This is a genomic window from Colidextribacter sp. OB.20 (assembly GCF_009911595.1).
Lineage (GTDB): Bacteria > Bacillota > Clostridia > Oscillospirales > Oscillospiraceae > Lawsonibacter.
Genome location: NZ_QWKG01000015.1, coordinates 1 through 25,266 on the forward strand (window position 1 = coordinate 1; position 25,266 = coordinate 25,266).

Here is a 25,266-nt window from a genome sequence, read left to right on the forward strand (position 1 = left end):
CTTCCACACTCTTTTTTCTCTGAATTTTTCCTTATTTCCCTCTTGACTTCATACCACTGGACTCTTATTTGCTATTTTTTCTTTGAACGCCTGATATCGAGTATCTGTCCAATGACGAGAACTATAACGGACAAATGCAGTATGACGCGAGAAAACTCAGTTCCGTTTGGAGGTATAATCCCAAAATCGGAAAGAATCACACATACCAGCAAAAACAGTGTTCCGACCCGTCCAGTCATTTGAAGAAACTTCATTACCATTACATATCATCCTATCCTATTACTTCCAAAGTATCCTGTCCAAGCTAAATAATTTCAACTTTGGCTAGGGCTTGTTTGAAAAATGTCAATACGCCCAAGGGGTGGGTCTTTTTCCGCCATACTGCCCCAATTTTTCTTGAAATACATCCAGTATTCCTGCGAAAAATTGTGCTTGTCTGACAGAAAAATCCCTCGCCACTGTGCATATTTCCATTTTCAAACAGCGCCTAACTGAACAGCCAGGTTCGTGTTGCTTATTTTAACAAATAATTTTGAGATAAGCAAGAAAAAATGTATAATTTTTCGCTTCTGCTTTTAAAATTTTCATTTATCTCATATATTGCATTTGGGCCGCCCCAGCCGGGGCGGCCCTTGCGCTTACAAATTCAGCTGAGGGGAATCTCATAATCCCCCATGCGGATGGCGGTAAACTTGCTGATATCGGTGATCCCGATGAAGTGGACGGTAGTGCTGACTTCCGTTGCCTCTCTGGAATCAGCAGCAAGAATGCCGCTCCCGCCGCTGGTAAAGCCCATGAGGCTGACGGCCTTCTCCTGGCCGTCCTTCGTGACCAGCCGGGTGTCCTTCACCATATCATCATACCAAGGGTAGTCCATACCCTGGGCCTCCAGAGACAGGGAGAAGGTGGACAGGGTGGCGGTAATCTTCACGTCCCCCTCCTCCAGCACGGCGCTGCGGGCCTGGGGCCCGTCGTAGGCGGGCTGGAAGGTGACGATAGCCGGGTGGTCAGTGACGGCGGTCCGGGTTCCGTCCTCGGTCTGGGTGTAGGGGGGCGTCACCAGGATGGTGAGGGGCTGCTGTGTCAAATCTACCCCCTGGCCGGCGTCCAGACTGAAGCAGAAGGACAGCACGCCGTCCTCCGCCTTGCCGCTGAAGGAGCCGGAGCCCCCCTCCCGCTTCAGCCGGAAGGGCTGGAGCGGGTTGTCCTCGCTCTGGATATACTCCGCATAGGAGGTGAGGGTGGTCCAGTCCAGCCCGCTCCAATCGTCCTGGCACTTGTCCCGCAGCTCCTCCCAGGTGTAGTTCCCGGTGCCGTAGTAGTAGAGGTCGGGGAAGCGGTAGCCCTCCTGGGGGGCGCCCTCGGGCAGGCGGTACTCCAGGATATAGTGGATGGTCTTGTCACTGCACAGGGCCTGGGTCACCGTCAGGGACACGTCGTCGCAGTCGGAGGTGAGATCCACCTCCTGAAACACCGCCCCGCCCAGGGCGGACAGAGCCGCCTGGGGCCCGAAGCGCCGGACAAACAGGGGGTCCCAGATGGTGGTGGCGCTGGTGGCCAGCAGGAGGACCGCCGCCAGCAGGGCCACCGCCGTCTTTTTCCGCCGGGGCCGGAAGGTTCTGGCCCGCTCCGGCCGGGCCGACAGGACTCCTTGCTCCAAGCGCCCCCGCAGGCCCTCGTCCGGGGCGCAGTGGTCCATGGCGTCGTGATACAGATTCATGTCCACTCCTTTCTCAGGGCCTCCCGGCCCCGTTTCAGCCGCATTTTTACTGTGGGGACTGTCACGTCCAGAAGCCGCGCGACCTCCCGGACGGTGTATCCCTCGTAGTAGTAGAGGTGCAGGGCGGTGCGCTGCTTCTCAGGCAGGTTGGCTGCCTGGTCCAGCAGGGACAGCTCCTCCGGGGGCAGAGACACCCCGGCCGCCGCCTCCAGGGGCAGCTCGGACCGGCGGCCCCTCCGCCACTCGTCCCGGCACAGGTTCAGCGCCACCCGGTAGAGCCAGTTGCGCTCGTGCTCCGGGGACTTGAATCTGGGGGCCTGATACAGCCGCTTTATAAAGACGTCCTGCAGTACGTCCTCCGCGTCCGCCGGGTTTTTCATCTGGATCAGACAGAAGCGGTACAGCGCTGGACCGTAGGTCTCATAGACCTGGGCGAACAGCTCCTCGGCCTGGGACATGGGGCTCACCTCCTTGTTCCTCTGTCTTTATTACGTCTGAGCGGGGCAAAAGGTAACAAAAAATCTCCGGCCCGGGCCGGAGATTTGAAATCAGAGCAAAATATGGTTTTCCGCCCGCCGGGTGTAGTTCTGCTCCAGCATAGCCACGTGGGAGAGGAAGTCACCGTCCTCAAAGTACTTGGCGCGGCGGGTGCACTTGCGCACGCAGGCCTGGCACTTGACGCACAGCCCCACCGCCTCCATGGTGCTGGGGTCGATGCTGCCCATGGGACAGGCCCGGGCGCAGGCCCCGCAGCGGGAGCACTTCCCCCAGTCGGTGAGGGGCTTGGCCTTCAGGAATTTGGCGGGGGTTCCATCCTGCTTCAGGGGGGTATAGTAGGGGCCGATCCCGCTGCGGTCCATGTCCAGGAGAGGGAGGTCCTCCCCGGCCAGCTTCTCCGCGATGTTGGCGGCGAAGTCGGCCATTTCGGCCAGGTCCTCCCCGTCGGGCCGGCCCTCCCCCACCTTGTCAGAGAAGGCGTGCCGCCCGGCGAAGGCGGCCCCCCCGGCAATCCGGAAGCCGTTGCCCTCCAGCAGCAGGATCAGCTCCCGCAGGGCCTCGTCAGGGCTGCGGTTGCCAAAGACGCAGAGGGGAACGGCGACAGCCCCCTCCCCGAAAATCTTGGCCTTGTACTCGGGCATCAGCTTGTTGGGCAGCCGGCCGGCGTACACCGGCGAGGCCATCACCAGCAGGTCGCCAGGGCCGAAACGGTGCTCCTGTTCCCGCTCTGCCGGTTTGGTGAAGGATATGTACTCCGGCTCCAGGCCCAGCCTTTTGCCCAGCTCTCCGGCTGTCTGCCGGGCGATTCTCTCGGTGCCCCCGGTGGGGCTGAAATACAGGGCGCAGACACGTTTGATGTTCATAGGCGCTCCTCCTTCCATATTGTTGCCCCTATTGTACCGGAGGCGGCAGGGAAATGCAAGGGGGATTGACTTAATAGAACTTTAATTTGTTTTCCCGGGAAATTGTGTTATACTATACGGGATGAAAAAATTTCCGCCTGTGAGGGCGTCTGGAAAGGATGAATTTGATTTTGGAGCGGTATGACATATGGATCGCGGGAGCGGGCTATGCCGGGGCGGTGTCCGCCCGGGCTCTGGCGGAGAGGGGGAAGAAGGTGCTGGTGCTGGAGCGCCGGGACCACATCGGGGGCAACGCCTACGACTGCCTGGACGACCACGGGGTGCTGATTCACAAATACGGCCCCCACATTTTCCACACCAACAACAGGGCGGTCTTCGACTTTTTGTCCCGATTTACGGAGTGGCGGCGCTACCAGCATCGGGTGATTGCCAACGTCCCCAGGGACAATCCGGAGGTTGTTCCCGCCCATAAGAAGACGGACGGGCGGTTTTTCTTCCCCGTGCCCTTTAACCTGGATTCCCTGAAAAACGCCTTTGGGGAGCGGGAGGGCGGGCGCCTTGGGGAGAAGCTCCTGGCCGCCTACCCCGCCCAGAGCCAGGTGACCATTTTAGAACTGCGGCAGAACCCGGACCCGGAGGTGGCCGCCATTGCGGACTATGTCTACGAGCATGTCTTTGTCCACTACACCATGAAGCAGTGGGGCCAAAAACCGGAGGACATCGACCCCAACACCACCGCCCGGGTGCCGGTGCGCCTGTCCCGGGACGACCGCTACTTCCAGGACGCCTACCAGGGGATGCCGGCAGAGGGCTACACCAAAATGTTTGAGAAGATGCTGGACCACCCCAACATCGAGGTCCTTCTCAATACCGACGTGCGGCAGTATCTCTCCCTGGAGGAGTACGACATCTTTCTCCGGGGGGCGGGAGCGCCTCTGCCCTGCCCCCTGATCTACACCGGACCCCTGGACGAGTTTTTCGGCCTGTGTTATGGCCGCCTGCCCTACCGGACCCTGGACTTCCAGTTCGAGACCCTGCCTCAGGATGCCTTCCAGACCCACGGCACCGTCAACTATACCGTGGACCAGGATTTTACCCGGATCACCGAGTTCAAGCACCTCACCGGCCAGGAGCTGCCCGGGGTGACCACCATCGTGAAGGAGTTCTCCCGCCCCTATACCGGCGACCCCCGGGAGACCCCCTACTACGCCATCATCAACCCGGAGAACAACGCCCTCTACGCCAAATACAAGGCCGAGGCGGACAAAAAGCAACAGCTCCACCTGCTGGGCCGGCTGGCAGAGTATAAATACTACAACATGGACGCCATCGCCGCCCGGGCGCTGGAGCTGGCGGAGCGGCTGTAACGGACGTGCGTAGGGCGCGACGACCCCGGCGCGCCTCCTCACCGAACCGCGTAGTATTTGAAAGAGCGGCGGGCCGGGTCGTCCCGCCCTGCGGGCCACATCAAGAAAAATCGACAAGGAGAAATCAGACCAATGGACAAGCTGATCACCTTCGCCGTCCCCTGCTACAACTCGGCGGCGTATATGGAGCACTGCATCGAGACCATCCTCAAGGGCGGGGACGACATTGAAATCATCCTGGTGGACGACGGCTCCACCAAGGACGACACCCCGGCCATCTGCGACCGCTACGCGGAGGCGTACCCGGACATCATCCGGGTCATCCACCAGCCTAACGGCGGCCACGGCGAGGGGGTGAACCAGGGCATCCGGAATGCCCGGGGCATCTATTATAAGGTAGTGGATTCAGACGACTGGCTGGATGAGGACGCCCTCGGCCAGGTGCTGGACAAGCTGCGCCAGTTCACCCGGGACGAAAAGCCCATCGACCTGATGATCGCCAACTATGTCTATGAGCACGTAGAGGACAACACGCGCCGCACAGTGAACTACCGCAACGTGTTCCCGGTGGGCCGGGTCTTTGGCTGGAAGCACATTGGGCGGTTCAAGCCGGGGCAGTATCTGCTGATGCACTCGGTGATTTACCGCACCCGGATTCTGCGGGACAGCGGAATGGAGCTGCCCAAGCATACCTTTTATGTGGACAACATCTTTGTATATGAGCCCCTGCCCCTGGTGCGCAACATCTACTATATGGATGTGGATTTGTACCGCTACTTCATCGGCCGGGCGGATCAGAGTGTGAACGAGAGCGTGATGATGGGCCGGGTGGACCAGCAGCTGCGGGTGAACTACCATATGATCGACTGCTGGAACCTGCGCTTCGTGGCCAAGCAGAACAAGAAGCTGGCCCGCTATATGTACAACTATCTGGCCATTATGATGACCATCTCCTCCATCTTCCTCACTATGGAGGGCAGTCCGGAGTCTCTGGGCAAGCGGACCCGGCTGTGGGAATACCTGCGTACTGTGGACAGCGGACTCTATGCCCGGATGCGCTATTTCGCCATCCCCGCCGCCACCAACCTGCCCACCGCTCCGGGGCGGAAGCTGTCGGTGGCCCTGTACCGCCTGGCCCGGAAGATTTACAAGTTTAACTAAAGCTGCCCCAGCTTCAGGCCGATAGAGATGCCGGAGAGGAGAAAGGCCTGCTCCCGGCAGGAAGAGACGCGGTCCAGCTCGTTCCTCAGCTGGTCCACCCCCTCCGGGCTGAGGGCTTTCAGCTGTTGGGCCAGCTGCTCGGCTCTGGAGTTTGCCGCCCTGATCTGCGGGGCGTGCTGTTGCAGGATGCGGCTGACAAGATTTTCTTCCGCGTATTGGGCGAGAATTTCTACTAAGGATTCCATTGTGATTCCCCCAGAAATATGCTGTATGACCATTTGAGCATGTATTTATTATATATGCTCGTTTGGTCGTTGTCAAGAGGAGATTTTTAAATGTCCGTATTTTCCGAGCGATTGATTCAACTGAGAGACGGCCGCAATTTATCCCAGAAAGAGGTCGCTAAGGAATTTGGCGTTGTGGTCCGCGCCTATCAGCGGTATGAATATGGGGAGAGAGAGCCCCAGTTGTCCGTTTTAATCCGCATGGCGGATTACTATGGTGTCTCCCTGGACTACCTGGCCGGGCGGTCCGACACGCCCTGACCCCCGTCCCCGCAAGGGGCGGCAATGCGTGTAGGGCGCGACGACCCCGGCGCGCCTCCTCACCGAACCGCGTGGTATTTGAAAGAGCGGCGGGCCGAGTCGTCCCGCCCTACGGGGGGCGGAGGAGGCTTTAGGGTGCGGATCTGAGAGCTGGACCGTCTGAACGAAATTGGAGTTGATTTCGGGAAAAGCTGGTGCTACACTAGGACTGAAAACCGGCCCCGCGCGGGGCTGAAGGGAGCGTGTAAGGGATGGACCAGGGGAACAAGGGCGGGTTCCGTCTGAAATGGCCTTGGAACTGGGTGGCTTGCGGCGTGTTTGTGGTGGGAGCCGGATATTTAATCGGCTATCTGTGGAGCGCGCTGCTGGCCGCCCTGTTTTTGTGGTGGCAGAAGAAGCGCCACCCGGACGAGGCGCCTGAGGGGGGCTACTGCCTGGACCGGACCCGAAAGCGGCTGGCCCGGCTTTTGTGGTCGCTGCTGTATCTGCTGTTGGCCGCCGGCTGCGGGGTGGTGTTCTTCATGGGCTTCGGGGAGGAGAAGGAGGAGCTCATGGACTGGGCCGTCTGGCTGGTCAGCGGCGGCGGCTTCGCGGTCTTTATGGTCTGCTTTGTGATTGAGACCTGGATGGACCTGCGGGACGCCTTTTTCCCGGCGAGAAGCCGGCTGGCAAAGTCTATCCGCTCTCAGCTGCCCTACCCTGACGAGGCCCCTCCTGTGGAGGAGCTGTTCGCCATGGTGGACAGGGACATCCAGGAAAACGGCCAGTGGTTCGACCGGGTAGCCATCGGCAGGGAGTGGGTCCTGGGGGACGACGTGAGTTCCATTGCCCGTGTCCGGGGGGTCTTTGCCCGGGATGAGATCAAATCCCGCTATATCAACGGCCGTTATCAGTCCGCCCGGATCATTGAGCTGTATATTGTGGACGACCGCAGGCAGATCCAGTCCACCGGCCTGCGCAAGCCGGCGGAGCTTCAGGCGGCGGTGAGCTGCCTGCGTCTCCGGGCTCCGGAGGCCCATTTCGACGGCTACGCCCGCATAGCGAGGTTTGTGGACCGTACCGAGGAGGACTGGCAGGCCATGGAGCGGGACTTCCAGCGCCGCCGGAATGAGCGGCTGGCCCGGGAGGAGGAGCGGGAGCACCCCCGGGGCAGCTATACCCCCGCCCCGCCCAAGCCGGGCGTCCCCCGGCAGGATATCGGGAAAATATGGGAAGAAGCCAAGAAAAAAGAGTAAAAGGAGCGGATTATCATGGGCAAATATTTCAGCGACGTGGTGGACAGCGCCATTGAGGCCATCTATTACAGCTATGACCAGGAGCGGGCCGCCGCTGTCCTCCAGCCCCTGGCGGAGGCCGCCAACAACGGCGACGGCGACGCGGCCTACATCCTGTCCCGGTGCACCTCCGGGCCCCAGTACAGCTGGGACTACCACCCCTTCCAGGCGGACAACGACGTCACCGAGCAGCTCATCCGGAAGAGCATCACGCTGGGCAGCGCCATGGGAGTGCTGGGGGCCATGCGGTGCGGGATGCTCACCCCCGAGATGGAGGAGGCCATGAAGGCCCACTACCCCAGCCTTCGGGAGGTCTGGAACGCGGTGTATGAGAAGGCCCAGGCGGGGTGCCTGTTCGCCATGAACATGATCGGCAACACCTATTTCTGGCTGGACATCGTGCGCATTGAGAACAAGAGCCTGGAGGACTTCCCCAGCAAGGCGGCCTTCGGCCAGTGGCTGCGGGAGAATGAGCTGAAGTGCCTGCCCTGGTTTGAACGGGCCTTTGAGGGGGGCATGGGCTTTGCCGGCCGGAACATGTATAACCTCTATTACGACGGGGAGGAGGGGGTTATGGAGCCTGACAAGTCCAAGGCGGAGGCCATCGCCCGCCTGGGCGCCGAGAAGGGCTACCCGGACTGGCAGGAGCGGTATGCCGGCTTCCTGCTGGAACGGGAGGGCCGGGCCCAGGAGGCTCTGGAGCTGTACTTCGCCGCCGCCAAGCAGGGCCAGCTGTCCAGCTGGTACTACATCGGCAAGACCTTCCACGAGGGGAAGCTGGTGCCCAAGGACTGCGCCCAGGCCATGAAATGCTATGAGCTGGGCCTCCAGGACCCCGGGCAGATCGGCTGCGCCAACCGGGCGGGAGAGCTGCTGTTCAACGGCAAGGACGGCATCCCCCAGGACTATGCCAGGGCGGTCCAGCTCTTTGAGCAGGCCCACAGCCAGAAGAATACCTGGGGCAACGATATGCTGGGCACCTGCTATCTCTTTGGCTATGGCTGCGCTAAGGACCCGGCCCGGGCTCTGATGCTCTTCCAGGAGGTGGATTACAGCACGAATTTGCTCAATTACGGACTGGGAACCATCTATACCGAGGGCCTGGGCGTCCCCCAGGACATCAAAAAGGGCGTGGAGTACTTCCAGAAGTGCAAGAACTACACCCCCGCACAGGAGGCTTTGCTGAAGTTTAAAAAGACCCTCTTCGGCAAGTGGGTGAGACGGTAACTGGCTCCGCTTGCGGAGGGGAAAGCATGATAAAGGGGAAGCGTATGATAAAACGGATCTCTAAATATGCCCTGGTGATTTTGGCAGTCCTGCTGGCCGCCCTCTATTTTCGGCCGAGGAGCATCTGGGATGTGCTGGACCCGGACCTGGACCCAAATGGGACCGCATACTGCACCTGCGCCGATATCTCTCAGGGACACAACAGCAGCTGGTCCGGCCCGGAGGAGGAGATGCTGTCCCCCTCCGCTCCGCTTCTCGGCCCCCTGCTCCACCAGGTGTCCGTATCCGGCCCGGTATTCTATAAAAACGGCGCGTTGAACGCGGACCTGGCGAACCTGTATCTTGCTCTGCCCCAAAAGGACGGCTCATACCAGCGGGCTTCCATCGAGCTGATTCTGTCATACGGATCATACGAAAGCGACTCCTATTCCGCTTTTATCAACATCGACAACAAGGGATACTTTGTCACCTCAGGCAAGACGGCTATCTCCGCCTTCCTCCAGAGAGCCAGAGGCGGCTGACTGCACTCCTCCCCGTTTCGGGGAGGAGTTTTTTTGCCCTTGACATACTTAGAGCTTCGAGGTATACTATACCTAGAGAATCTAGGTAATCTGCATACGGAGGGCGTAGGGCATGACGGCCCGGCACGCCGCACGATGGCGCGGGGGATTCAGGAGAACGGCGCGCCTGGTCGTCGTGTCCTGGGAAACACCCCCGGAAGATGTCTGAAAGAAAGGATGGTAAACATGAAATTTGACAAGGGCCTGATGGCGGGCAGCGGCACCATGCTGGTGCTGTCTCTGCTGGAGGGGGGCGACATGTACGGCTATCAGATCATTGAGGAGCTCTCCCGCCGGTCCAGCGACCTGTTCCAGATGAAGGAGGGGACGCTGTACCCCATCCTCCACGGCCTGGAGAAGGACAGATGCCTGTCCTCCTACCAACAGGAGGCCCCTACGGGGCGGGTGCGGAAGTATTACAAGCTCACCCGGAAGGGGAAGAAGCTGCTGGACGACAAGCGGGCGGAGTGGGAGGCCTTCCGGCAGGGGGTGGACGGCGTGCTGTCCGGCGGGGCCAGCGCCCTGGCTTGAGGGACGGACGACAGGAGGCGGAAAGCATGAAAAACAACCTGAGTGTGTTGAAATGGCTGGACATCGCCGTGTCCGGCATCCGGTTCGGCCCGGACCGGGCGGAGGTCCGGCAGGAGCTGCTGGAGCACCTGGAGGACAAGGCCGCCGACCTGGCGCGGGTCTTTCCCGATATCCCGGAGAAGGAGGCTCAGGAGCGGGCCCTGTCCGCCATGGGGGACCCGGAGGAGCTGAAGACCTCCCTGGCGAAGGTCCACAAGCCATGGCTGGGATATCTGTGGACGGCCAGCCAGGTGCTGGCGATTGCGGCGGTCCTTCTGGCTGTGGTCCTGTGCGGGGTGGGGGCGCTGGTGGACCGCTATGGGATCATATCGCCGGAGGGGGCGGTGGTGATCCCCGGCGGCTACATGGAGGACTGCTACCAGTCGGGGGTGGACCCCTGGCGGGCGGACGGCCCCTACCCCAGAGAGGGAGGAGCTCTGCGGAGCTGTGTGGCCGTCCTCCACCCAAGGGACAGCGCCCGGGCGGCGGGCTACCGCTTCCGGGTGGCCCGGGCGGGGCTGTTCCACTTTCAGGACAGCCTGCAAGACCCGGGCAGCTGGACGCTGTTCTGCGACCTGCGGGCGGCTGGCCTGCCCTGGGAGCCGGCGGCTGACGAGGCCCTGCGGTGGGTCCGGGGAGTGGACAGCGCCGGCCGGGAGTACCCCGGCTATTACCCGGAGGAGCAGGACTACCTCGTGACGGTGAACACGGGGCACGGCTGCCTGCTGGAGCGGGATTACGACCTGACTGTGATTCGCATCCCGCCCGGGACGGAGTGGATCAGGCTGGAATATGACCACGAGGGGGTCCAATGGTCGCTGACCATACCTCTGGAGGAGGGGGATCAGGATGGGTAAAAAGAAGAGGAGCCTGCCCCGGGGCTGGCGGATTGTCCGGAACCTGGCGGTGGCGCTGATCTGCCTGTACGCTCTGTGGGCCCGGGCGGACTACCCCCTGCCCACGGCGGAGCTGGAGTTCCGGCGGCTGGAGCGGCAGTACATGCTCCCCCGCGCTGAAATCCAGGGGGTGTTTCAGGATACTGGGATGAAGGGGATCGTCATCGGAACCCGGGGGGACCAGGTGATCCTGCGGGATACCATCGGCCCCGTGCTGGTCTTTTGGCCCAGACAGGAGGCGGGACCCACCCTGGTGCCCCGGCGCTTTACCCACGATGAGAGCTGGGTGGTGGCAGTGGACGTGCCCGAGGGCACAGAGTCCGCCCGGCTGGCCCTGAGGGTGAGCTGCTGGTATACCTATACACAGAGGAGCGGTGGCGATCGCCTTACCTTCCAGGCGGACAGAGGCGGCCCGGAGGACTGGGAGGACGGCATGCCCCAGTACTGGGAGAAGGAGCGCCTCTTCCAGGGGGAGCGGCTGAAAGGAGGCGCCTTCCTGTTCCGGATCTGGTCCCTGGATGAGCTTTGGTCCGGCCCGGATGAGCCGGAGAGGAGCCTGGAGCAGGAGGTTTTGAGGTGTGTGGGGAGCTGGAGCACCTACAGGAAAGACGGGGCCCGCTACGGCGCGAAGGTAGAGATGGAGGCGGTATTTTATGACGCCGCCGGTATGGAGCTGGGCCGTGCGGCGCTGAGGTCGCCGGAGGAGGAATAAGGCCCCCTTCGCAAAGGGGGCTCCCGGCGAAGCCGGGTGGGGGTTTTCTCTTAAAAGAGGCTGGTGTGTTTCAGCAGGTGAAAACCCTCCGTCATTTGCTTCGCAAATGCCACCTCCCTTCGCAAAGGGAGGCTTTGTCCGCCCCTACAGTCCGCGATTCGCAAAACGCACAAAGAAACCGCCCCCTTCCTTTAAAAATCTGCCAAATATTTTTGAAAAACCCCTTGACACACACGGGCCTGTTGTTGTATGATAACGGGGCGTCTGAAAGGGCGCTGTCTGCGATGATGCGGGAGATTGCGGCGAACGCCGGTAACTTCCGCGGAGTATGTCCGACGATCGGGCGGCTGAGCGAGTGCTGTACACGGCGTATATCGCCGGGCATGGCAAAAACCGGCCTGTCACTGTGCCGGTTTTTTCGTGGCCTGGAGTGATACGCACGAAAGCGTGGAACACAGTGCTCCCACCGACGAAGCGAGGGACAAAAGAAACTCAATTCGTATTAAGGAGGAAACACCCACTATGGCTCAGAAAGAAATGATCCGCATCCGCCTCAAGGCCTATGACCACCAGCTGATCGACCAGAGCGCCGAGAAGATCGTGGAGACCGCCAAGCGCACCGGCTCCAACGTCTCCGGCCCCATCCCCCTGCCCACCAAGAAGGAGGTCGTCACCATCCTGCGGGCCGTCCACAAGTATAAGGACAGCCGTGAGCAGTTCGAGCGCCGCATCCACAAGCGCCTCATCGACGTGGTGAAGCCCTCTCCCAAGACGGTGGAGGCCCTGATGGCTCTGGAGCTGCCCGCCGGCGTGGAGATCGAGATCAAGCTGTAAGACCCGTGTAGGGCGCGACCACCGGGCGCGCCGCAATTTACCACCGCATTCCGGAACGGCGCGCCGAGGTCGTCGCGCCCTACGGAGTATAACCCCGTTGTACCCGCAGCCTGTCGCCAATCGAGACAGGCGGGTCAAGTTGGTCGAGCAATGACAGTCCAATGGTCACCTCGCCCAACCAATAACCTTTATTAGGAGGAAGCATCCCAATGGAGAAAGCGATCATCGGCAAAAAGATCGGCATGACCCAGATCTTCGATGAAGTCGGCCGGGTGATACCCGTCACCCTGATCCAGGCCGGCCCCTGCACCGTGGTGCAGAAGAAGACCGCCGAGAAGGATGGCTATGAGGCCATTCAGCTGGGCTACCAGGACGTTCCCGAGCGCAAGCTCACCAAGCCCGAGCTGGGCCACCAGAAGAAGGCCGGCCTCACCGAGTACAAGAAGGTTCTCAAGGAGTTCGCCTTGAAGGACTGCTCCAAGTATGAGGTGGGCGACGTGCTCACCGCCAATGTCTTTGCCGCCGGCGACCACGTGGACGTGACCGGCACCAGCAAGGGCCACGGCTTCCAGGGCGTTGTCAAGCGCCACGGCGCGGCCGTCAAGCGCAACACCCACGGCGGCGGCCCCGTCCACCGCCACCAGGGCTCTCTGGGCCCCGGCACCACCCCCGGCCACATCGCCAAGGGCCGCGACGGCGCCGGCCAGATGGGCAACGTGCAGGTCACCGTCGTCAAGCTGGACGTGGTCCAGGTGGACGAGGAGCTGGGCCTCATCGCCGTTCGGGGCGCCATCCCCGGCCCCAAGGGCGGCATCGTCTATGTGAAGAACACCGTCAAGACCATCGTTGAGAAGCACGCTGCCGAGGGCGGCCGCGTCAACCCGCAGAAGGCTTCCGCCCGTGTCAACCCGCAGAAGGCTTCCGCCCGCAACAAGTAAGGAAAGGAGAGATTGAGTCATGCCTAAAGCGAACCTTTATGATATGGCCGGTAAGCAGATCGGCGAGATCGAGCTCTCCGAGGCCATCTTCGGCATCGAGCCCAACCAGGCTGTGGTCCACGAGGCGGTCAAGAACCACCTGGCCAACTGCCGTCAGGGCACTCAGAGCGCCCTGACCCGTGCCGAGGTCTCCGGCGGCGGCAAGAAGCCCTGGCGCCAGAAGGGCACCGGCCACGCCCGTCAGGGCTCCACCCGGGCCCCCCAGTGGACCCACGGCGGCATCGTCTTTGCCCCCAAGCCCCGCAGCTACCGCGCCAGCCTGAACAAGAAAGCCCGCCGGCTGGCCCTCAAGTCCGCTCTGTCCGCCAAGGCCGCCTCCGGCGCCATCCTGGTGGTGGACGGCGTAAAGCTGGACGAGGTCAAGACCAAGACCATGAAGACCTTCCTGGACGCCATCGGCGCCACCAAGTCCGTGGTGGTCACCCCCGAGACGGACAAGAACGTGGTCCTGTCCGCCCGGAACATCCCCGGCGTGGTCACCACCGCCGCCAGTGTCCTCAATGTCTATGACATCGTCAACGCCAAGCAGCTGGTCATCGACAAGGCCGCGCTGGCTATCATCGAGGAGGTGTATGCGTAATGGCTACTGCTTATGACATCATCAAGCGCCCCATCATCACCGAGCAGTCTATGGAGCAGACCGAGATGAAGCGCTACACCTTTGAGGTCGCCAAGACCGCCAACAAGATCGAGATCGCCAAGGCAGTGGAGGAGATCTTCGGCGTGAAGGTGGCCAAGGTGAACACCCTGAACATGCAGGGCAAGGAGAAGCGCATGGGCAACCGCCCCGCCGGCCGCCGGCCCAGCTGGAAAAAGGCCATGGTCACCCTGACCGCTGACTCCAAATCCATCGAGTTCTTCGAGGGTATGGTGTAAGGAGGAGAATGAAAAATGGCTATTAAAACTTATAAGCCCACAACCCCCTCCCGCCGTCACATGACTGTGTCCGCCTTCGAGGGGATCGACAAGAAGGCCAAGCCCGAGCGCGCCCTCACCGAGGTGCTCAAGAAGCACGCGGGCCGCAACAGCTACGGCCGCATCACCGTCCGCCACCACGGCGGCGGCAACAAGCAGAAGTACCGCGTTATCGACTTCAAGCGGGACAAGGAGGGCAAGGCCACCGTGCTGAACCTCCAGTACGACCCCAACCGCTCGGCCAACATCGCCCTGATCCAGTATGAGGACGGGGAGAAGCGCTATATCCTGGCACCCAACGGCCTGAAGGCCGGCCACGTCATCATGACCGGCGCCGACGCCGACATTCTGCCCGGCAACTGCCTGCCCATCGCCAACATCCCCGTGGGCGAGACCATCCACTGCATTGAGCTCTACCCCGGCAAGGGCGCCCAGCTGGTGCGCGCCGCCGGCGTGGCCGCCCAGCTGATGGCCAAGGAGAACGGCATGGCCCAGATCCGCCTGCCCTCCGGCGAGGTGCGTCTGGTCCGGGAGAACTGCAAGGCCACCATCGGCCAGGTGGGCAACACCGACTGGGCCAACATCCAGATCGGCAAGGCCGGCCGCAAGCGCCACATGGGCTGGCGGCCCACTGTCCGCGGCTCGGTCATGAACCCCAACGACCACCCCCACGGCGGCGGCGAGGGCAAGAGCCCGGTTGGCCGTCCCGGCCCTGTCACCCCCTGGGGCAAGCCGGCCCTGGGCTACAAGACCCGCAAGACCAAGAACCGCACTGACAAGTTTATTGTCAAGCGCCGCGACAGCAAATAAGGAGGGAGTGTAAAAGATGAGCAGAAGCGTTAAGAAAGGCCCCTTTTGCGCCCCCGAGCTGCTGAAGCGGGTTGATGAGCTGAACAAAAAGAACGAGAAGAAGGTTCTGAAGACCTGGAGCCGTGCCTCCACTATCTTCCCCTCCTTCGTGGGACACACCTTTGCTGTGCACGATGGCCGCAAGCACGTGCCCGTCTATGTCACCGAGGACATGGTGGGCCACAAGCTGGGCGAGTTCGTGCCCACCCGCACCTTCCGGGGTCACGCGGGCAGCAAGACCGGTAAGTAAGGAGGAGAGACGAGATGGAAGCAAAAGCTAACCTGAAATATCTGCGGATCTCTCCCCGTAAGGTGAAGATCGTCCTGGACCTGATCCGGGGCAAGGACGTGGCCGTGGCCACCGCGATCCTGATGCAGACCCCCAAGGCCGCCTCTGAGCCTGTGCTCAAGCTGCTGAAGAGCGCCGCCGCTAATGCGGAGAACAACCACCAGATGGACCCTGAGAAGCTGTATGTGTCCGCCTGCGCCGCCAACCCCGGCCCCATCATCAAGCGCATCATGCCCCGGGCCCAGGGCCGCGCCTATCGGATCAACAAGCGCACTTCTCACGTCACCATCACGCTGAGCGAGCGCTAAGGGAGGAGGAACAATATGGGACAGAAAGTTAACCCCCACGGCCTGCGTGTGGGCGTCATCAAGGATTGGGACTCCCGCTGGTATGCCCGCAACGAGAAGGTGGGCGACCTGCTGGTGGAGGACAAGAAGATCCGTGACTACCTGAAGAAGACCCTCTACGGCGCCGGCATCCCCAAGATTGAGATCGAGCGGGACAACGCCAAGGTCCGCATCTACCTGCACTGCGCCCGCCCCGGCGTGGTCATCGGCAAGGGCGGCGAGGATATCAAGAAGATTGAGGCCCAGCTGGTCAAGCTGACCAGCAAGCCCGTGGACCTGAAGATCGTTGAGGTCCGTGACGTGGACACCAACGCTCAGCTGGTGGCCGAGAACATCGCCCAGCAGCTGGAGAAGCGCATCGGCTTCCGCCGGGCCATGAAGAACGCCATGGGCCGGGCAATGCGCTCCGGCGCCAAGGGCATCAAGACCTCCTGCTCCGGCCGTCTGGGCGGGGCTGAGATCGCCCGCACCGAGCACTATCACGACGGCACCATCCCCCTGCAGACCCTCCGGGCCGACATCGACTACGGCTTCGCCGAGGCTGCCACCACCTACGGCCGCATCGGCGTGAAGGTGTGGATCTACAAGGGCGAGGTGCTCACTCAGGCCCTGCGCACCACCCCCCGCACGCTGGACACCAGCAAGCCCTATCAGGAGCGCCGGGACCGGCCCCGCCGGGACCGCAGAGACGGCGACCGCCGGGGCGGCTTTAACCGGGACCGCCAGGGCGGCGGCTTCAACCGCGACCGCGGCCCCCGCCCCGCCGGACAGGGCCAGGGCTTTAACCGGGGCCCCCGTCCCGCCGGGGACAACACGCCGAAGGAAGGAGGCGCTCAGTAATGCTGCTCCCTAAGAGAGTCAAATACCGCCGCGTCCACCGCGGACGCATGAAGGGCAAAGCCAGCCGGGGCAATTTTGTCAGCTATGGTGAGTACGGCCTCCAGGCCACTGAGCCCGCGTGGATCACCAGCAACCAGATCGAGGCGGCCCGTATCGCCATGACCCGCCACACCAAGCGCGGCGGCCAGGTCTGGATCAAGATTTTCCCCGACAAGCCCGTGACCGAGAAGCCCGCCGAGACTCGTATGGGTTCCGGTAAGGGCTCCCCCGAGTACTGGGTGGCCGTGGTGAAGCCCGGACGTGTCATGTTCGAGATCGCCGGCGTCTCCGAGGAGATCGCCAGGGAGGCTCTGCGCCTGGCCAGCCACAAGCTGCCTGTCAAGTGCAAGATCATCAAGCGCGAGGACAGCGCTGTGGAGACTGAGAAGGGTGGTGAGGCGTAATGAAGGCCAACGACGTTCGCAAAATGTCCGCCGCGGAGCTGGAGACCAAGCTGGTCGATCTGAAGAAGGACCTGTTTAACCTGCGCCTCCAGCACGCCACCAATCAGCTGGACAATCCCATCCGGATCGCCCAGGTCAAGAAGGATATCGCCCGGGTTAAGACCATCATCCGCGAGCAGCAGCTCGCAGGCCGCTAAGAGGAGGAGATAGAAGATGGAAAACAGAACTTCTTCCCGCAAGACCAGAGTCGGCCTGGTGGTTTCGGACAAGATGGACAAGACCGTTGTGGTCGCCATCGCCGACCGCGTGGCCCATCCTCTGTATAAGAAGATCGTAAAGAGAACCTATAAGCTGAAGGCTCATGATGAGCTCAACCAGTGCGGCGTGGGTGACCGCGTCCGGGTCATGGAGACCCGCCCCCTGTCCAAGGACAAGCGGTGGCGCGTGGTTGAGATCATCGAGAAGGCGAAATAAGGAGGTGTCGGCAGCATGATTCAGCAGGAAACTTATTTGAAGGTGGCCGACAACACCGGCGCCAAGGAGATCAAGACCATTCTGGTGCTGGGCGGATCCAAGCGGAAGTTCGGCAACATCGGCGATGTGGTCGTGGCTTCCGTCCGCAAGGCCCAGCCCGGCGGCACCGTGAAGAAGGGCGAGGTCGTGAAAGCCGTCATCGTCCGCTCCTCCAAGGGCGTGCGCCGTCCCGACGGCTCCTACGTCCGGTTTGACGACAATGCCGCCGTTCTGATCCGCGACGACAAGAACCCCCGCGGCACCCGTATCTTTGGCCCAGTGGCCCGTGAGCTGCGCGACAAGGACTATATGAAGATCCTGTCCCTGGCTCCCGAAGTGCTGTAAGGGAGGGCGTTTGAGATGAACAAACTGAGTATCAAGAGCGGCGACACCGTCGTCGTCCTGTCCGGCAAGGACAAGGGCAAGCAGGGCAAGGTCCTGAGCGTGATGCCTGAGCAGAGCAAGGTGATTGTGGAGAAGGTCAACATGGTCTCCCGCCACACCAAGCCCCGCAAGCAGGGCGACCAGGGCGGCATCCTCCAGAAGGAGGCCCCCATCTACGCCTGCAAGGTGCAGCGCGTGTGCCCCAAGTGCAGCAAGCCCACCCGGCCCGCCCACAAGCTGCTGGCCGACGGCAAGAAGGTCCGCGTCTGCAAGAAGTGCGGCGCCGAGATTTAAGAGAGGAGGAGTGAATCGAAATGGCAGAGGAAAAGAAAGTGCCTAACCTGAAGAAGCTGTATCAGGACGAGGTCGCTCCTGCTCTGATGCAGAAGTTCGGCTATAAGTCCACCATGCAGATCCCCCGCCTGGAGAAGATCGTGGTCAACGTGGGCTGCAGCGAAGCCCGTGAGAACGCCAAGGTGCTGGACGCCGTGGTCAACGACCTGACCACCATCACCGGTCAGAAGGCCGTTATCACCAAGGCCAAGAAGTCCGTGGCTAACTTTAAGCTGCGCGAGGGTATGCCCATCGGCGCCAAGGTTACCCTCCGGGGCAGCAAGATGTGGGAGTTCCTGGACCGCCTGTTCAACGTGGCCCTGCCCCGCGTCCGCGACTTCCGGGGCATCTCCGCCGACGCCTTCGACGGCCGGGGCAACTACGCCCTGGGCGTGAAGGAGCAGCTGATCTTCCCCGAGATCGAGTACGACAAGATCGACAAGATCCGCGGCATGGATATCGTGGTGGTCACCACCGCCCAGACCGACGAGGAGGCCCGTGAGCTGCTGAAGCTGGTGGGCGCCCCCTTCGCGGGCCGCTAAGGAGGAGGAAGAATTATGGCGAAAAAGTCTATGATCCTGAAGCAGCAGCGCGAGCCCAAGTTCTCCAGCCGCCGCTACAACCGCTGCAAGATCTGCGGCCGTCCCCACGCCTATCTCCGGGACTACGGCATCTGCCGTATCTGCTTCCGGGAGCTGGCCTATAAGGGACAGATCCCCGGAGTCAAGAAAGCCTCTTGGTAAGAAGAGTAACATGTCCGGAACGGAGCAGAATAGCTCCGTTCCGGCATATCTCTGTCCACACGCTCGTGTGTTCCGGCGAAATTTTCCTTGCAAAACTCTTTTTTTAAGAGTATAATCAATCGTTGTGTCCCTGTGGGACAACTTAAATTGCTCCACACGCAGCCGTGCGTTTACACCTGTGTACCATATGAACTCCAGAAACCTCTGGAAAGTGGTATGGCCGCGGGAATTGGCACGGTAGGGGGCGGCCTCTGCGCCGCCCCGAATTTCCAAACCCCGGCGGTGGGGCGGCACAGAGACCGCCCCGCTACAAGAACGGTCAAACCCGCGTATGCGGTTTTGACGGAAGGCCCTGGCCCTACGTGTACAGGCCGGGACGTTCCCATATTAAAAAGCGCCTGCCCCAACCAGGTGCGAGGCGGTCAACAGGTCGCGGGAAGGACCTAACCCGCGATACCTTGCCGCTTGTACCGAGAAGCGCCGAGCCGTTTCCGGTAATCTTTATAGGAGGTAAACACGCAATGCAAATCACCGATCCTATTGCGGATATGCTGACCCGTATCCGCAACGCGAACAATGCCAAGCACGACACTGTGGACGTGCCCGCGTCCAACATGAAGAAGTCCATCGCTCAGATCCTGCTGGATGAGGGCTATATCAAGAACTTCCAGCTGATCGACGACGGCACCCAGGGCGTTATCCGCATCGCGCTGAAGTACAACGCCGGCAAGGAGAAGGTCATCTCCGGTCTGAAGCGGGTGTCCAAGCCCGGCCTGCGGGTGTACGCCGGCGCCGACGAGCTGCCCAAGGTCCTGCGGGGCCTGGGTATCGCCATTGTCTCTACGTCCAAGGGCGTCATGACCGACAAGAAGGCCCGCGAGGCCCATGTCGGCGGCGAAGTCCTGGCATTTATCTGGTAAGGAGGGTATAGGAATGTCTAGAATTGGTAGAGCTCCTATCGCCATTCCCGCCGGAGTGGAGATCAAGGTAGAGGACAACAACGTTGTCACCGTCAAGGGCCCCAAGGGCACCCTGACTCAGCAGTTTAACCCCAATATGGCCATCAGCATGGACGCCGGCGTGCTCCACGTCACCCGTCCCAACGACGCCAAGGAGAACCGGGCCCTTCACGGCCTGACCCGCACCCTGCTCCACAACATGGTGGTGGGCGTGACCGACGGCTTCAAGAAGGAGCTGGACGTGAACGGCGTGGGCTACCGCGTGGCCAAGGAGGGGAACAAGCTGGTGATGAACCTGGGCTTCTCCCACCAGGTAACCATGGAGGAGAAGGACGGCATCACCATCGAGGTCCCCGGCCCCAACAAGATCATCATCCACGGCTGCGACAAGCAGAAGGTGGGCCAGTTTGCCGCCGAAGTGAGAGAGAAGCGTCCCCCCGAGCCTTACAAGGGCAAGGGTATCAAGTATACTGACGAGGTCATCCGCCGCAAGGCTGGTAAGACCGGCGCCAAGAAGTAATAAGGAGGTGTGCCATTTATGATTAACAGACCCGATACCCGCTCCCAGCGCATTAAGCGCCATAAGCGTGTCCGCGCTAAGATTTCCGGCACGCCCGAGCGTCCCCGTCTCAGCGTCTTCCGCAGCGAGACAAATATCTATGCCCAGATCATCGACGATGTAAACGGCGTGACTCTGGCCTCCGCGTCCTCCCTGGAGAAGGACTTCAAGGTGGACGGCACCAAGTCCGACGCCGCCAAGCAGGTGGGCGCCAACGTGGCTGAGCGTGCCAAGGCCAAGGGCATCGAGACCGTGGTGTTTGACCGCGGCGGCTATGTCTACCACGGCCGCGTGAAGGCTCTGGCCGAGGGCGCCCGCGAGGGCGGCCTGCAGTTCTAAGGGAGGAGGAAGTAACAAATGGCTAGATTTGAGAGAGAGCCCAGCGAGTTTGTTGAAAAGCTGGTCTATCTGAACCGCGTATCCAAGACCGTCAAGGGCGGCCGTGTGGCCAAGTTCTCCGCCCTGATGGTAGTAGGCGACGAGAAGGGCCGCGTGGGCTTCGGCCTGGGCAAGGCCGCCGAGGTGCCCGAGGCCATCCGCAAGGGCATCGAGGACGCCAAGAAGAATATGATTACCGTGTCCCTGTCCGGCACCACCATCCCCCACGAGGTGATCGGTGAGTTCGGCGCCGGCCGTGTGCTGATGAAGCCCGCCGCTCCCGGTACCGGCGTTATCGCCGGCGGCCCCGTCCGTGCCGTGATGGAAGCCATCGGCATCAAGGACATCCGCACCAAGTGCCTGCGCTCCAACAATCCGCAGAACGTGGTCTCCGCCGCCTTTGAGGGGCTCAAGTCCCTGCGCACCCCCGAGGAAGTGGCCCGTGTCCGCGGCAAGAGCGTGGAAGAGATCTTGGGTTAAGGAGGGTCAAAAATGGCTAATCTGAACATTAAGCTGGTCAAGAGCCTCAACGGCCGCATCGCCAAGCACAAGGCGACCGCCGAGGCCCTGGGCCTCCGCAAGATCGGCGACACCACCGTGCAGCCCGACAACGAGGCTACCCGCGGCAAGCTCGCCCACATCGGCTACCTGCTCCAGGTGTCCGAGGAAAACTAACGAGGAGGCGCACGACATGAATCTGCATGAACTTTCCCCCGCCCCCGGCTCCAACACCAAGGCCTACCGCAAGGGCCGGGGCGCCGGCTCCGGCAACGGCAAGACCGCCGGCCGGGGTCACAAGGGCCAGTGGGCCCGTTCCGGCGGCGGCGTCCGCGTGGGATTTGAGGGCGGCCAGATGCCTCTGGCCCGCCGCCTGCCCAAGCGGGGCTTCCACAACATCTTTGCCAAGCCCCTGGAGGCCGTCAATGTCTCTGCCCTGGAGAAGTTTGAGGACGGCGAAACCGTTACCGTCCAGGCGCTGCTGGACAAGGGCATCCTGTCCAAATGCCAGTATGGCGTAAAGATCCTGGGCAACGGTGAAATCACCAAAAAGCTGACGGTGGAGGCCTCCGCCTTCTCCGCCTCCGCAAAGGAAAAAATCGTAGCTGCCGGTGGTAAGTGGAAGGTGGTCTGAAGATGATCCAGACAATCCGCAATGCTTGGCGGGTGCCCGAGCTGAAAAAGAAGATGCTGTTCACCATCATGGCGCTGCTCATCTTCCGCCTCGGCTCCGCCATCCCGGTGCCCTATATTGACGGCAACGCCCTCCAGCAGTATCTGGACAGCCAGAGCGGCACCATCCTGGGCCTGATGAACGCCATGAGCGGCTCCGCCTTCTCCATGGCTACCGTCTTTGCCCTGTCTATTCAGCCCTATATCAACAGCTCCATCATCATCCAGCTGCTCACCGTGGCCATCCCCGCTCTGGAGCGGCTGGCCAAGGAGGGCGGCGAGGAGGGCCGGAAGAAGATCGCCTCCATCACCCGGTACACCACCGTTGCCATCGCCCTGCTCCAGGGCTTCGGCTACTACACCCTGGTGAAGAGCTACGGCCTGGTCAACGGCGGCGCGCTGCCCGGCTTTTGGGTGGGCCTGGTGATTGTGATCTCCTTCACCGCCGGCTCCGCCTTCCTCATGTGGCTGGGTGAGCAGATTACCGAGTTTGGCATCGGAAACGGCATCTCCATCATCCTCTTCGCCGGCATCGTGTCCCGGTTCCCCCAGATGGTTATGGATACCATCAGCGGCTTCCAGCGCTGGATGGCCGTGCAGGGCGGCGCCGAGAAGCTGATGGCCGACAACGAGGGCATGACCGAGGAGATTGCCCAGCAGTATATCGAGCTCATGAAGCAGGGCGCCCTGGCCCCTTGGGTTATCGCCCTCATCGTCATCGGTATGCTGGCCCTGGTGGTCTTTATCGTCTATATCAACAACGCCGAGCGCCGCATCCCCGTGCAGTATGCTAAGCGCGTCGTGGGCCGGAAGATGTACGGCGGCCAGTCCACCCACATCCCCATGAAGGTGAGCATGTCCGGCGTTATGCCGATCATCTTCGCCCAGTCCATCGCCTCCCTGCCTGCCACCATCGCGGCCTTTACCGGCCACAGCCAGGACACTACAGGCTTCTGGGGCGGAATGATGAAGGTGTTTGACACCACCATGCCCTTCTACAGCGTGCTGTATTTCCTGCTCATCGTGGGCTTCAGCTATTTCTATTCCACCATGGCCTTCAACCCCGTCGAGGTGGCTAACAACCTGAAGAAGAACGGCGGCTTTATCCCCGGCCTGCGGCCCGGCAAGCCCACCTGTGACTTCCTCATGAAGGTGCTCAGCAAGATTACCATGTTCGGGGCCCTGTACCTGTCCGTGATTGCCATCGCCCCCATCATTACCGGCAATCTGGTGGGCTATCAGTCCCTGGCCATCGGCGGCACCTCGGTCATCATCGTGGTGGGCGTCGCCCTGGAGACCGTGAAGCAGATGGAGGCCCAGATGCTCATGCGGCATTACAAGGGCTTCCTGGAGTAAGGAGAGACGGCTATGAAATTGATCCTTTTGGGCGCCCCCGGCGCCGGGAAAGGCACCCAGGCCGAGATCCTCAGTGCCAAGCTGAACATTCCCACCATTTCCACCGGAAACATCCTTCGCGCGGCTATCAAAGAGGGCACTCCCACCGGCCTGGAGGCCAAGCGCTATATGGACGAGGGCAAGCTGGTGCCCGATTCCGTCATCATCGGGATCGTGGCCGAGCGCCTGGAGCAGCCTGACTGCGCCGGGGGCTTCATCCTGGACGGTGTGCCCCGTACTATCGGCCAGGCTGAGGCCATCGACAAGGCCGGCATCACCTTCGACCATGTGCTGTCCATCGAGATCTCCGACGCTGAGATCGAGGAGCGCATGTCCGGCCGGCGGGTGTGCCAGAGCTGCGGCGCCCCCTTCCATGTGAAGGCCAGGCCCCCCAAGGCGGAGGGCGTGTGCGACGTCTGCGGCGGACAGCTGGTCCAGCGGGCTGACGACCAGGCCGAGACCGTCCGGAAGCGCCTGGAGGTCTATCACGCCGAGACCGAACCTCTGAAGGGCTTCTACGAGGCCAAGGGCATCCTGGCCCCCGTAGCCAATCAAAACACCATCGAGGGAACCAGCAGGGTGATTATGGAGGCGCTGGGGCTCTGATGGCGCTGGAAATGATTTCGCTCAAATCTCCCCGGGAGATCGAGGCCATGCGCCGGGCCGGGCGGCTGACCGCCCAGGCCCGGGCCCTGGCCGGCTCCATGGTTCGCCCGGGCGTTACCACCCACGAGATTGACCGGGCGGTCCGCCGCTTTATCGAGAGTCACGGGGCAAAGCCCTCCTTCCTGGGCTACGGAGGCTATCCCGCCTCCGCCTGTATCTCGGTCAACGAGGTGGTGATCCACGGCATCCCCGGTCCCCGGAAGCTGAAGGAGGGCGACATCGTCAGCGTCGATGTGGGCGCCTTTATCGGCGGCTTTCACGGCGACTGCGCCGCCACCTATCTGTGCGGAGAGGTCAGTCCGGAGGCGAAGCACTTAGTCGAAGTCACCCAGCAGAGCTTCTGGGAGGGCATCCGGTATGCCCGCGGAGGTGGTCGGGTGTCGGACATCGGCCACGCAGTGCAGGAGTATGTGGAGTCCTTCGGCTACTCTGTGGTGCGGGACTTTGTGGGCCACGGCGTGGGCACCAGAATGCACGAGCCCCCCGAGGTGCGCAACTTCGGCCCCGCAGGCCACGGCCCCCGGCTCCAGCCGGGGATGACCATCGCCGTAGAGCCTATGGTGTGCGCCGGAGACTGGCATGTGCAGGTGCTGCCCGACAAGTGGACCACAGTGTCCCAGGACGGCTCCCTTACCGCCCACTATGAGAATACCATCCTCATCACGGAGGACGGCCCTGAGATTCTCACCGTCACGGAGGACGGAACCTATGTTTGATTACACAGGCTGGATCGTCCGGGCCGACGCCGGACGGGATAAGGACGGTATCTTCTGCGTGGTGGGCGTGGATCAGGAGGGGCACAGACTGCTGCTGGCTGATGGGAAGCGCCGGAGGGTGTCCCATCCCAAGCGGAAAAAGCTGGGCCATGTCTCGTGTTTGACTGACGACCAGTCGCGCATGTATGACCATCCCGTGATCCACAGCCTGCAACAGGGAGAGCCGGTCTCCGACCGGGCATTGAGACGGGCGCTGGCCGCCTTCAAGGAGGGATATTCGCTTGGCTAAAGACGATATGATCGAATTGGAGGGCGTCGTCACCGAGGCCCTGCCCAATACCACGTTCCATGTGGACATCGGAAATGGCCATATCATCCTGGCACATATTTCCGGAAAGCTGCGGATGAATTTTATCCGCATTCTGCCCGGTGACAAGGTGACCATCCAGATGTCACCCTACGACCTCACCCGGGGCCGTATCACCTGGCGGTCGAAGTAAACACCCTGGCGTGTAGAGGCGCACATTGTGCGTCCGCGCGTA

Annotated in this window: 39 protein-coding genes; 35 read left to right on the forward strand and 4 right to left on the reverse strand. The window is 61.7% G+C overall.

The window, feature by feature from the left end; translation table 11 throughout:
- Positions 1 to 646: 646 nt before the first annotated feature.
- The 3 genes from D1641_RS04415 to D1641_RS04425 form a co-directional block, all read right to left on the reverse strand.
- A complete protein-coding gene (locus D1641_RS04415) occupies positions 647 to 1,720 on the reverse strand; it encodes a hypothetical protein (RefSeq protein ID WP_160663193.1) in 1,074 nt (357 codons plus the stop codon).
- Positions 1,717 to 2,178 carry an RNA polymerase sigma factor gene (locus D1641_RS04420; RefSeq protein WP_160663194.1) on the reverse strand — a complete coding sequence of 154 codons (462 nt, stop codon included), beginning with the start codon at positions 2,176 to 2,178 and terminating at the stop codon, positions 1,717 to 1,719. The genes D1641_RS04415 and D1641_RS04420 overlap by 4 nt, the downstream gene beginning before the upstream one ends.
- Positions 2,179 to 2,268: 90 nt before the next feature.
- The gene (locus D1641_RS04425) at positions 2,269 to 3,081 is read right to left on the reverse strand and encodes a 4Fe-4S binding protein (protein ID WP_160663195.1); all 813 of its coding nucleotides are present in this window, start codon (positions 3,079 to 3,081) and stop codon (positions 2,269 to 2,271) included.
- Between the two features lie 167 nt (positions 3,082 to 3,248).
- On the opposite strand from D1641_RS04425, the gene glf reads away from it, so the two are divergent.
- Positions 3,249 to 4,448 carry a UDP-galactopyranose mutase gene (gene glf, locus D1641_RS04430; protein WP_160663277.1) on the forward strand — a complete coding sequence of 400 codons (1,200 nt, stop codon included), beginning with the start codon at positions 3,249 to 3,251 and terminating at the stop codon, positions 4,446 to 4,448.
- 132 nt (positions 4,449 to 4,580) lie between these two features.
- On the forward strand, positions 4,581 to 5,609 hold the full coding sequence (locus D1641_RS04435) for a glycosyltransferase (RefSeq protein ID WP_160663196.1): 1,029 nt from the start codon (positions 4,581 to 4,583) through the stop codon (positions 5,607 to 5,609).
- On the opposite strand, the gene D1641_RS04440 is transcribed toward D1641_RS04435, so the two are convergent.
- Complete coding sequence (locus D1641_RS04440; RefSeq protein ID WP_160663197.1) at positions 5,606 to 5,854, reverse strand: hypothetical protein; 249 nt, start codon at positions 5,852 to 5,854, stop codon at positions 5,606 to 5,608. The genes D1641_RS04435 and D1641_RS04440 overlap by 4 nt on opposite strands.
- Before the next feature lie 90 nt (positions 5,855 to 5,944).
- On the opposite strand from D1641_RS04440, the gene D1641_RS04445 reads away from it, so the two are divergent.
- The 33 genes from D1641_RS04445 (at position 5,945) to infA (ending at position 25,224) form a co-directional block, all read left to right on the forward strand.
- Positions 5,945 to 6,154 (forward strand): helix-turn-helix transcriptional regulator, encoded by a 210-nt coding sequence (locus D1641_RS04445; protein ID WP_160663198.1) that lies wholly within the window; start codon positions 5,945 to 5,947, stop codon positions 6,152 to 6,154.
- A gap of 251 nt (positions 6,155 to 6,405) precedes the next feature.
- Positions 6,406 to 7,389 carry a hypothetical protein gene (locus D1641_RS04450; protein WP_160663199.1) on the forward strand — a complete coding sequence of 328 codons (984 nt, stop codon included), beginning with the start codon at positions 6,406 to 6,408 and terminating at the stop codon, positions 7,387 to 7,389.
- 15 nt (positions 7,390 to 7,404) lie between these two features.
- Entirely contained in the window at positions 7,405 to 8,655 is a 1,251-nt protein-coding gene (locus D1641_RS04455; RefSeq protein WP_160663200.1) for a tetratricopeptide repeat protein, read from the forward strand.
- 44 nt (positions 8,656 to 8,699) lie between these two features.
- The gene (locus tag D1641_RS04460) at positions 8,700 to 9,176 is read left to right on the forward strand and encodes a hypothetical protein (RefSeq protein WP_160663201.1); all 477 of its coding nucleotides are present in this window, start codon (positions 8,700 to 8,702) and stop codon (positions 9,174 to 9,176) included.
- A 225-nt stretch (positions 9,177 to 9,401) separates the two neighbouring features.
- Entirely contained in the window at positions 9,402 to 9,746 is a 345-nt protein-coding gene (locus D1641_RS04465) for a PadR family transcriptional regulator (protein WP_160663202.1), read from the forward strand.
- Between the two features lie 26 nt (positions 9,747 to 9,772).
- On the forward strand, positions 9,773 to 10,642 hold the full coding sequence (locus D1641_RS04470) for a permease prefix domain 1-containing protein (protein ID WP_160663203.1): 870 nt from the start codon (positions 9,773 to 9,775) through the stop codon (positions 10,640 to 10,642).
- Positions 10,635 to 11,393 (forward strand): hypothetical protein, encoded by a 759-nt coding sequence (locus D1641_RS04475; RefSeq protein ID WP_160663204.1) that lies wholly within the window; start codon positions 10,635 to 10,637, stop codon positions 11,391 to 11,393. Before D1641_RS04470 ends, D1641_RS04475 begins: the two co-directional genes overlap by 8 nt.
- 522 nt (positions 11,394 to 11,915) lie before the next feature.
- Positions 11,916 to 12,227 (forward strand): 30S ribosomal protein S10, encoded by a 312-nt coding sequence (gene rpsJ, locus D1641_RS04480; RefSeq protein ID WP_160663205.1) that lies wholly within the window; start codon positions 11,916 to 11,918, stop codon positions 12,225 to 12,227.
- Between the two features lie 209 nt (positions 12,228 to 12,436).
- Positions 12,437 to 13,165 (forward strand): 50S ribosomal protein L3, encoded by a 729-nt coding sequence (gene rplC / locus D1641_RS04485; RefSeq protein WP_160663206.1) that lies wholly within the window; start codon positions 12,437 to 12,439, stop codon positions 13,163 to 13,165.
- Positions 13,166 to 13,184: 19 nt separating this feature from the next.
- A complete protein-coding gene (gene rplD, locus D1641_RS04490; protein WP_160663207.1) occupies positions 13,185 to 13,805 on the forward strand; it encodes a 50S ribosomal protein L4 in 621 nt (206 codons plus the stop codon).
- Complete coding sequence (rplW, locus tag D1641_RS04495) at positions 13,805 to 14,101, forward strand: 50S ribosomal protein L23 (RefSeq protein WP_160663208.1); 297 nt, start codon at positions 13,805 to 13,807, stop codon at positions 14,099 to 14,101. Before rplD ends, rplW begins: the two co-directional genes overlap by 1 nt.
- A 15-nt stretch (positions 14,102 to 14,116) precedes the next feature.
- Positions 14,117 to 14,950 carry a 50S ribosomal protein L2 gene (gene rplB / locus D1641_RS04500; RefSeq protein WP_160663209.1) on the forward strand — a complete coding sequence of 278 codons (834 nt, stop codon included), beginning with the start codon at positions 14,117 to 14,119 and terminating at the stop codon, positions 14,948 to 14,950.
- Positions 14,951 to 14,966: 16 nt separating this feature from the next.
- The gene (gene rpsS / locus D1641_RS04505; protein WP_160663210.1) at positions 14,967 to 15,239 is read left to right on the forward strand and encodes a 30S ribosomal protein S19; all 273 of its coding nucleotides are present in this window, start codon (positions 14,967 to 14,969) and stop codon (positions 15,237 to 15,239) included.
- Positions 15,240 to 15,253: 14 nt separating this feature from the next.
- Positions 15,254 to 15,586, forward strand: coding sequence for a 50S ribosomal protein L22 (gene rplV, locus D1641_RS04510; RefSeq protein WP_160663211.1), 333 nt, complete (start codon positions 15,254 to 15,256; stop codon positions 15,584 to 15,586).
- A 15-nt stretch (positions 15,587 to 15,601) separates the two neighbouring features.
- The gene (gene rpsC, locus D1641_RS04515) at positions 15,602 to 16,465 is read left to right on the forward strand and encodes a 30S ribosomal protein S3 (protein ID WP_160663212.1); all 864 of its coding nucleotides are present in this window, start codon (positions 15,602 to 15,604) and stop codon (positions 16,463 to 16,465) included.
- The gene (gene rplP / locus D1641_RS04520; protein ID WP_160663213.1) at positions 16,465 to 16,908 is read left to right on the forward strand and encodes a 50S ribosomal protein L16; all 444 of its coding nucleotides are present in this window, start codon (positions 16,465 to 16,467) and stop codon (positions 16,906 to 16,908) included. Before rpsC ends, rplP begins: the two co-directional genes overlap by 1 nt.
- A complete protein-coding gene (gene rpmC / locus D1641_RS04525; RefSeq protein ID WP_160663214.1) occupies positions 16,908 to 17,105 on the forward strand; it encodes a 50S ribosomal protein L29 in 198 nt (65 codons plus the stop codon). Before rplP ends, rpmC begins: the two co-directional genes overlap by 1 nt.
- Before the next feature lie 16 nt (positions 17,106 to 17,121).
- Entirely contained in the window at positions 17,122 to 17,382 is a 261-nt protein-coding gene (gene rpsQ / locus D1641_RS04530; RefSeq protein WP_160663215.1) for a 30S ribosomal protein S17, read from the forward strand.
- Positions 17,383 to 17,397: 15 nt separating this feature from the next.
- Positions 17,398 to 17,766: a 50S ribosomal protein L14 gene (rplN, locus tag D1641_RS04535; protein WP_160637784.1), complete on the forward strand. Its 369-nt coding sequence runs from the start codon at positions 17,398 to 17,400 to the stop codon at positions 17,764 to 17,766.
- Between the two features lie 15 nt (positions 17,767 to 17,781).
- Positions 17,782 to 18,099: a 50S ribosomal protein L24 gene (rplX, locus tag D1641_RS04540; protein WP_160663216.1), complete on the forward strand. Its 318-nt coding sequence runs from the start codon at positions 17,782 to 17,784 to the stop codon at positions 18,097 to 18,099.
- A gap of 20 nt (positions 18,100 to 18,119) precedes the next feature.
- Positions 18,120 to 18,680, forward strand: a complete 561-nt coding sequence (gene rplE / locus D1641_RS04545; RefSeq protein WP_160663217.1) for a 50S ribosomal protein L5 — start codon at positions 18,120 to 18,122, stop codon at positions 18,678 to 18,680.
- 15 nt (positions 18,681 to 18,695) lie between these two features.
- Positions 18,696 to 18,881, forward strand: coding sequence for a type Z 30S ribosomal protein S14 (locus tag D1641_RS04550; protein WP_160663218.1), 186 nt, complete (start codon positions 18,696 to 18,698; stop codon positions 18,879 to 18,881).
- Positions 18,882 to 19,402: 521 nt separating this feature from the next.
- Entirely contained in the window at positions 19,403 to 19,801 is a 399-nt protein-coding gene (rpsH, locus tag D1641_RS04555) for a 30S ribosomal protein S8 (protein WP_023346501.1), read from the forward strand.
- A gap of 13 nt (positions 19,802 to 19,814) precedes the next feature.
- A complete protein-coding gene (gene rplF / locus D1641_RS04560) occupies positions 19,815 to 20,360 on the forward strand; it encodes a 50S ribosomal protein L6 (protein WP_160663219.1) in 546 nt (181 codons plus the stop codon).
- 18 nt (positions 20,361 to 20,378) lie between these two features.
- Positions 20,379 to 20,738 (forward strand): 50S ribosomal protein L18, encoded by a 360-nt coding sequence (gene rplR, locus D1641_RS04565; RefSeq protein ID WP_160663220.1) that lies wholly within the window; start codon positions 20,379 to 20,381, stop codon positions 20,736 to 20,738.
- A gap of 18 nt (positions 20,739 to 20,756) precedes the next feature.
- Positions 20,757 to 21,257 (forward strand): 30S ribosomal protein S5, encoded by a 501-nt coding sequence (gene rpsE, locus D1641_RS04570; RefSeq protein WP_160663221.1) that lies wholly within the window; start codon positions 20,757 to 20,759, stop codon positions 21,255 to 21,257.
- Positions 21,258 to 21,269: 12 nt separating this feature from the next.
- The gene (gene rpmD / locus D1641_RS04575; protein ID WP_160569802.1) at positions 21,270 to 21,452 is read left to right on the forward strand and encodes a 50S ribosomal protein L30; all 183 of its coding nucleotides are present in this window, start codon (positions 21,270 to 21,272) and stop codon (positions 21,450 to 21,452) included.
- A gap of 16 nt (positions 21,453 to 21,468) precedes the next feature.
- On the forward strand, positions 21,469 to 21,909 hold the full coding sequence (gene rplO / locus D1641_RS04580) for a 50S ribosomal protein L15 (RefSeq protein WP_160663222.1): 441 nt from the start codon (positions 21,469 to 21,471) through the stop codon (positions 21,907 to 21,909).
- A 2-nt stretch (positions 21,910 to 21,911) separates the two neighbouring features.
- Complete coding sequence (secY, locus tag D1641_RS04585; RefSeq protein WP_160663223.1) at positions 21,912 to 23,303, forward strand: preprotein translocase subunit SecY; 1,392 nt, start codon at positions 21,912 to 21,914, stop codon at positions 23,301 to 23,303.
- 12 nt (positions 23,304 to 23,315) lie between these two features.
- Entirely contained in the window at positions 23,316 to 23,948 is a 633-nt protein-coding gene (locus D1641_RS04590; RefSeq protein WP_160663224.1) for an adenylate kinase, read from the forward strand.
- An 11-nt stretch (positions 23,949 to 23,959) separates the two neighbouring features.
- Complete coding sequence (gene map, locus D1641_RS04595) at positions 23,960 to 24,724, forward strand: type I methionyl aminopeptidase (RefSeq protein WP_160663278.1); 765 nt, start codon at positions 23,960 to 23,962, stop codon at positions 24,722 to 24,724.
- The gene (locus D1641_RS04600) at positions 24,717 to 25,013 is read left to right on the forward strand and encodes a hypothetical protein (protein ID WP_160663225.1); all 297 of its coding nucleotides are present in this window, start codon (positions 24,717 to 24,719) and stop codon (positions 25,011 to 25,013) included. Before map ends, D1641_RS04600 begins: the two co-directional genes overlap by 8 nt.
- The gene (gene infA, locus D1641_RS04605; protein ID WP_023346491.1) at positions 25,006 to 25,224 is read left to right on the forward strand and encodes a translation initiation factor IF-1; all 219 of its coding nucleotides are present in this window, start codon (positions 25,006 to 25,008) and stop codon (positions 25,222 to 25,224) included. Before D1641_RS04600 ends, infA begins: the two co-directional genes overlap by 8 nt.
- Positions 25,225 to 25,266 lie beyond the last annotated feature (42 nt).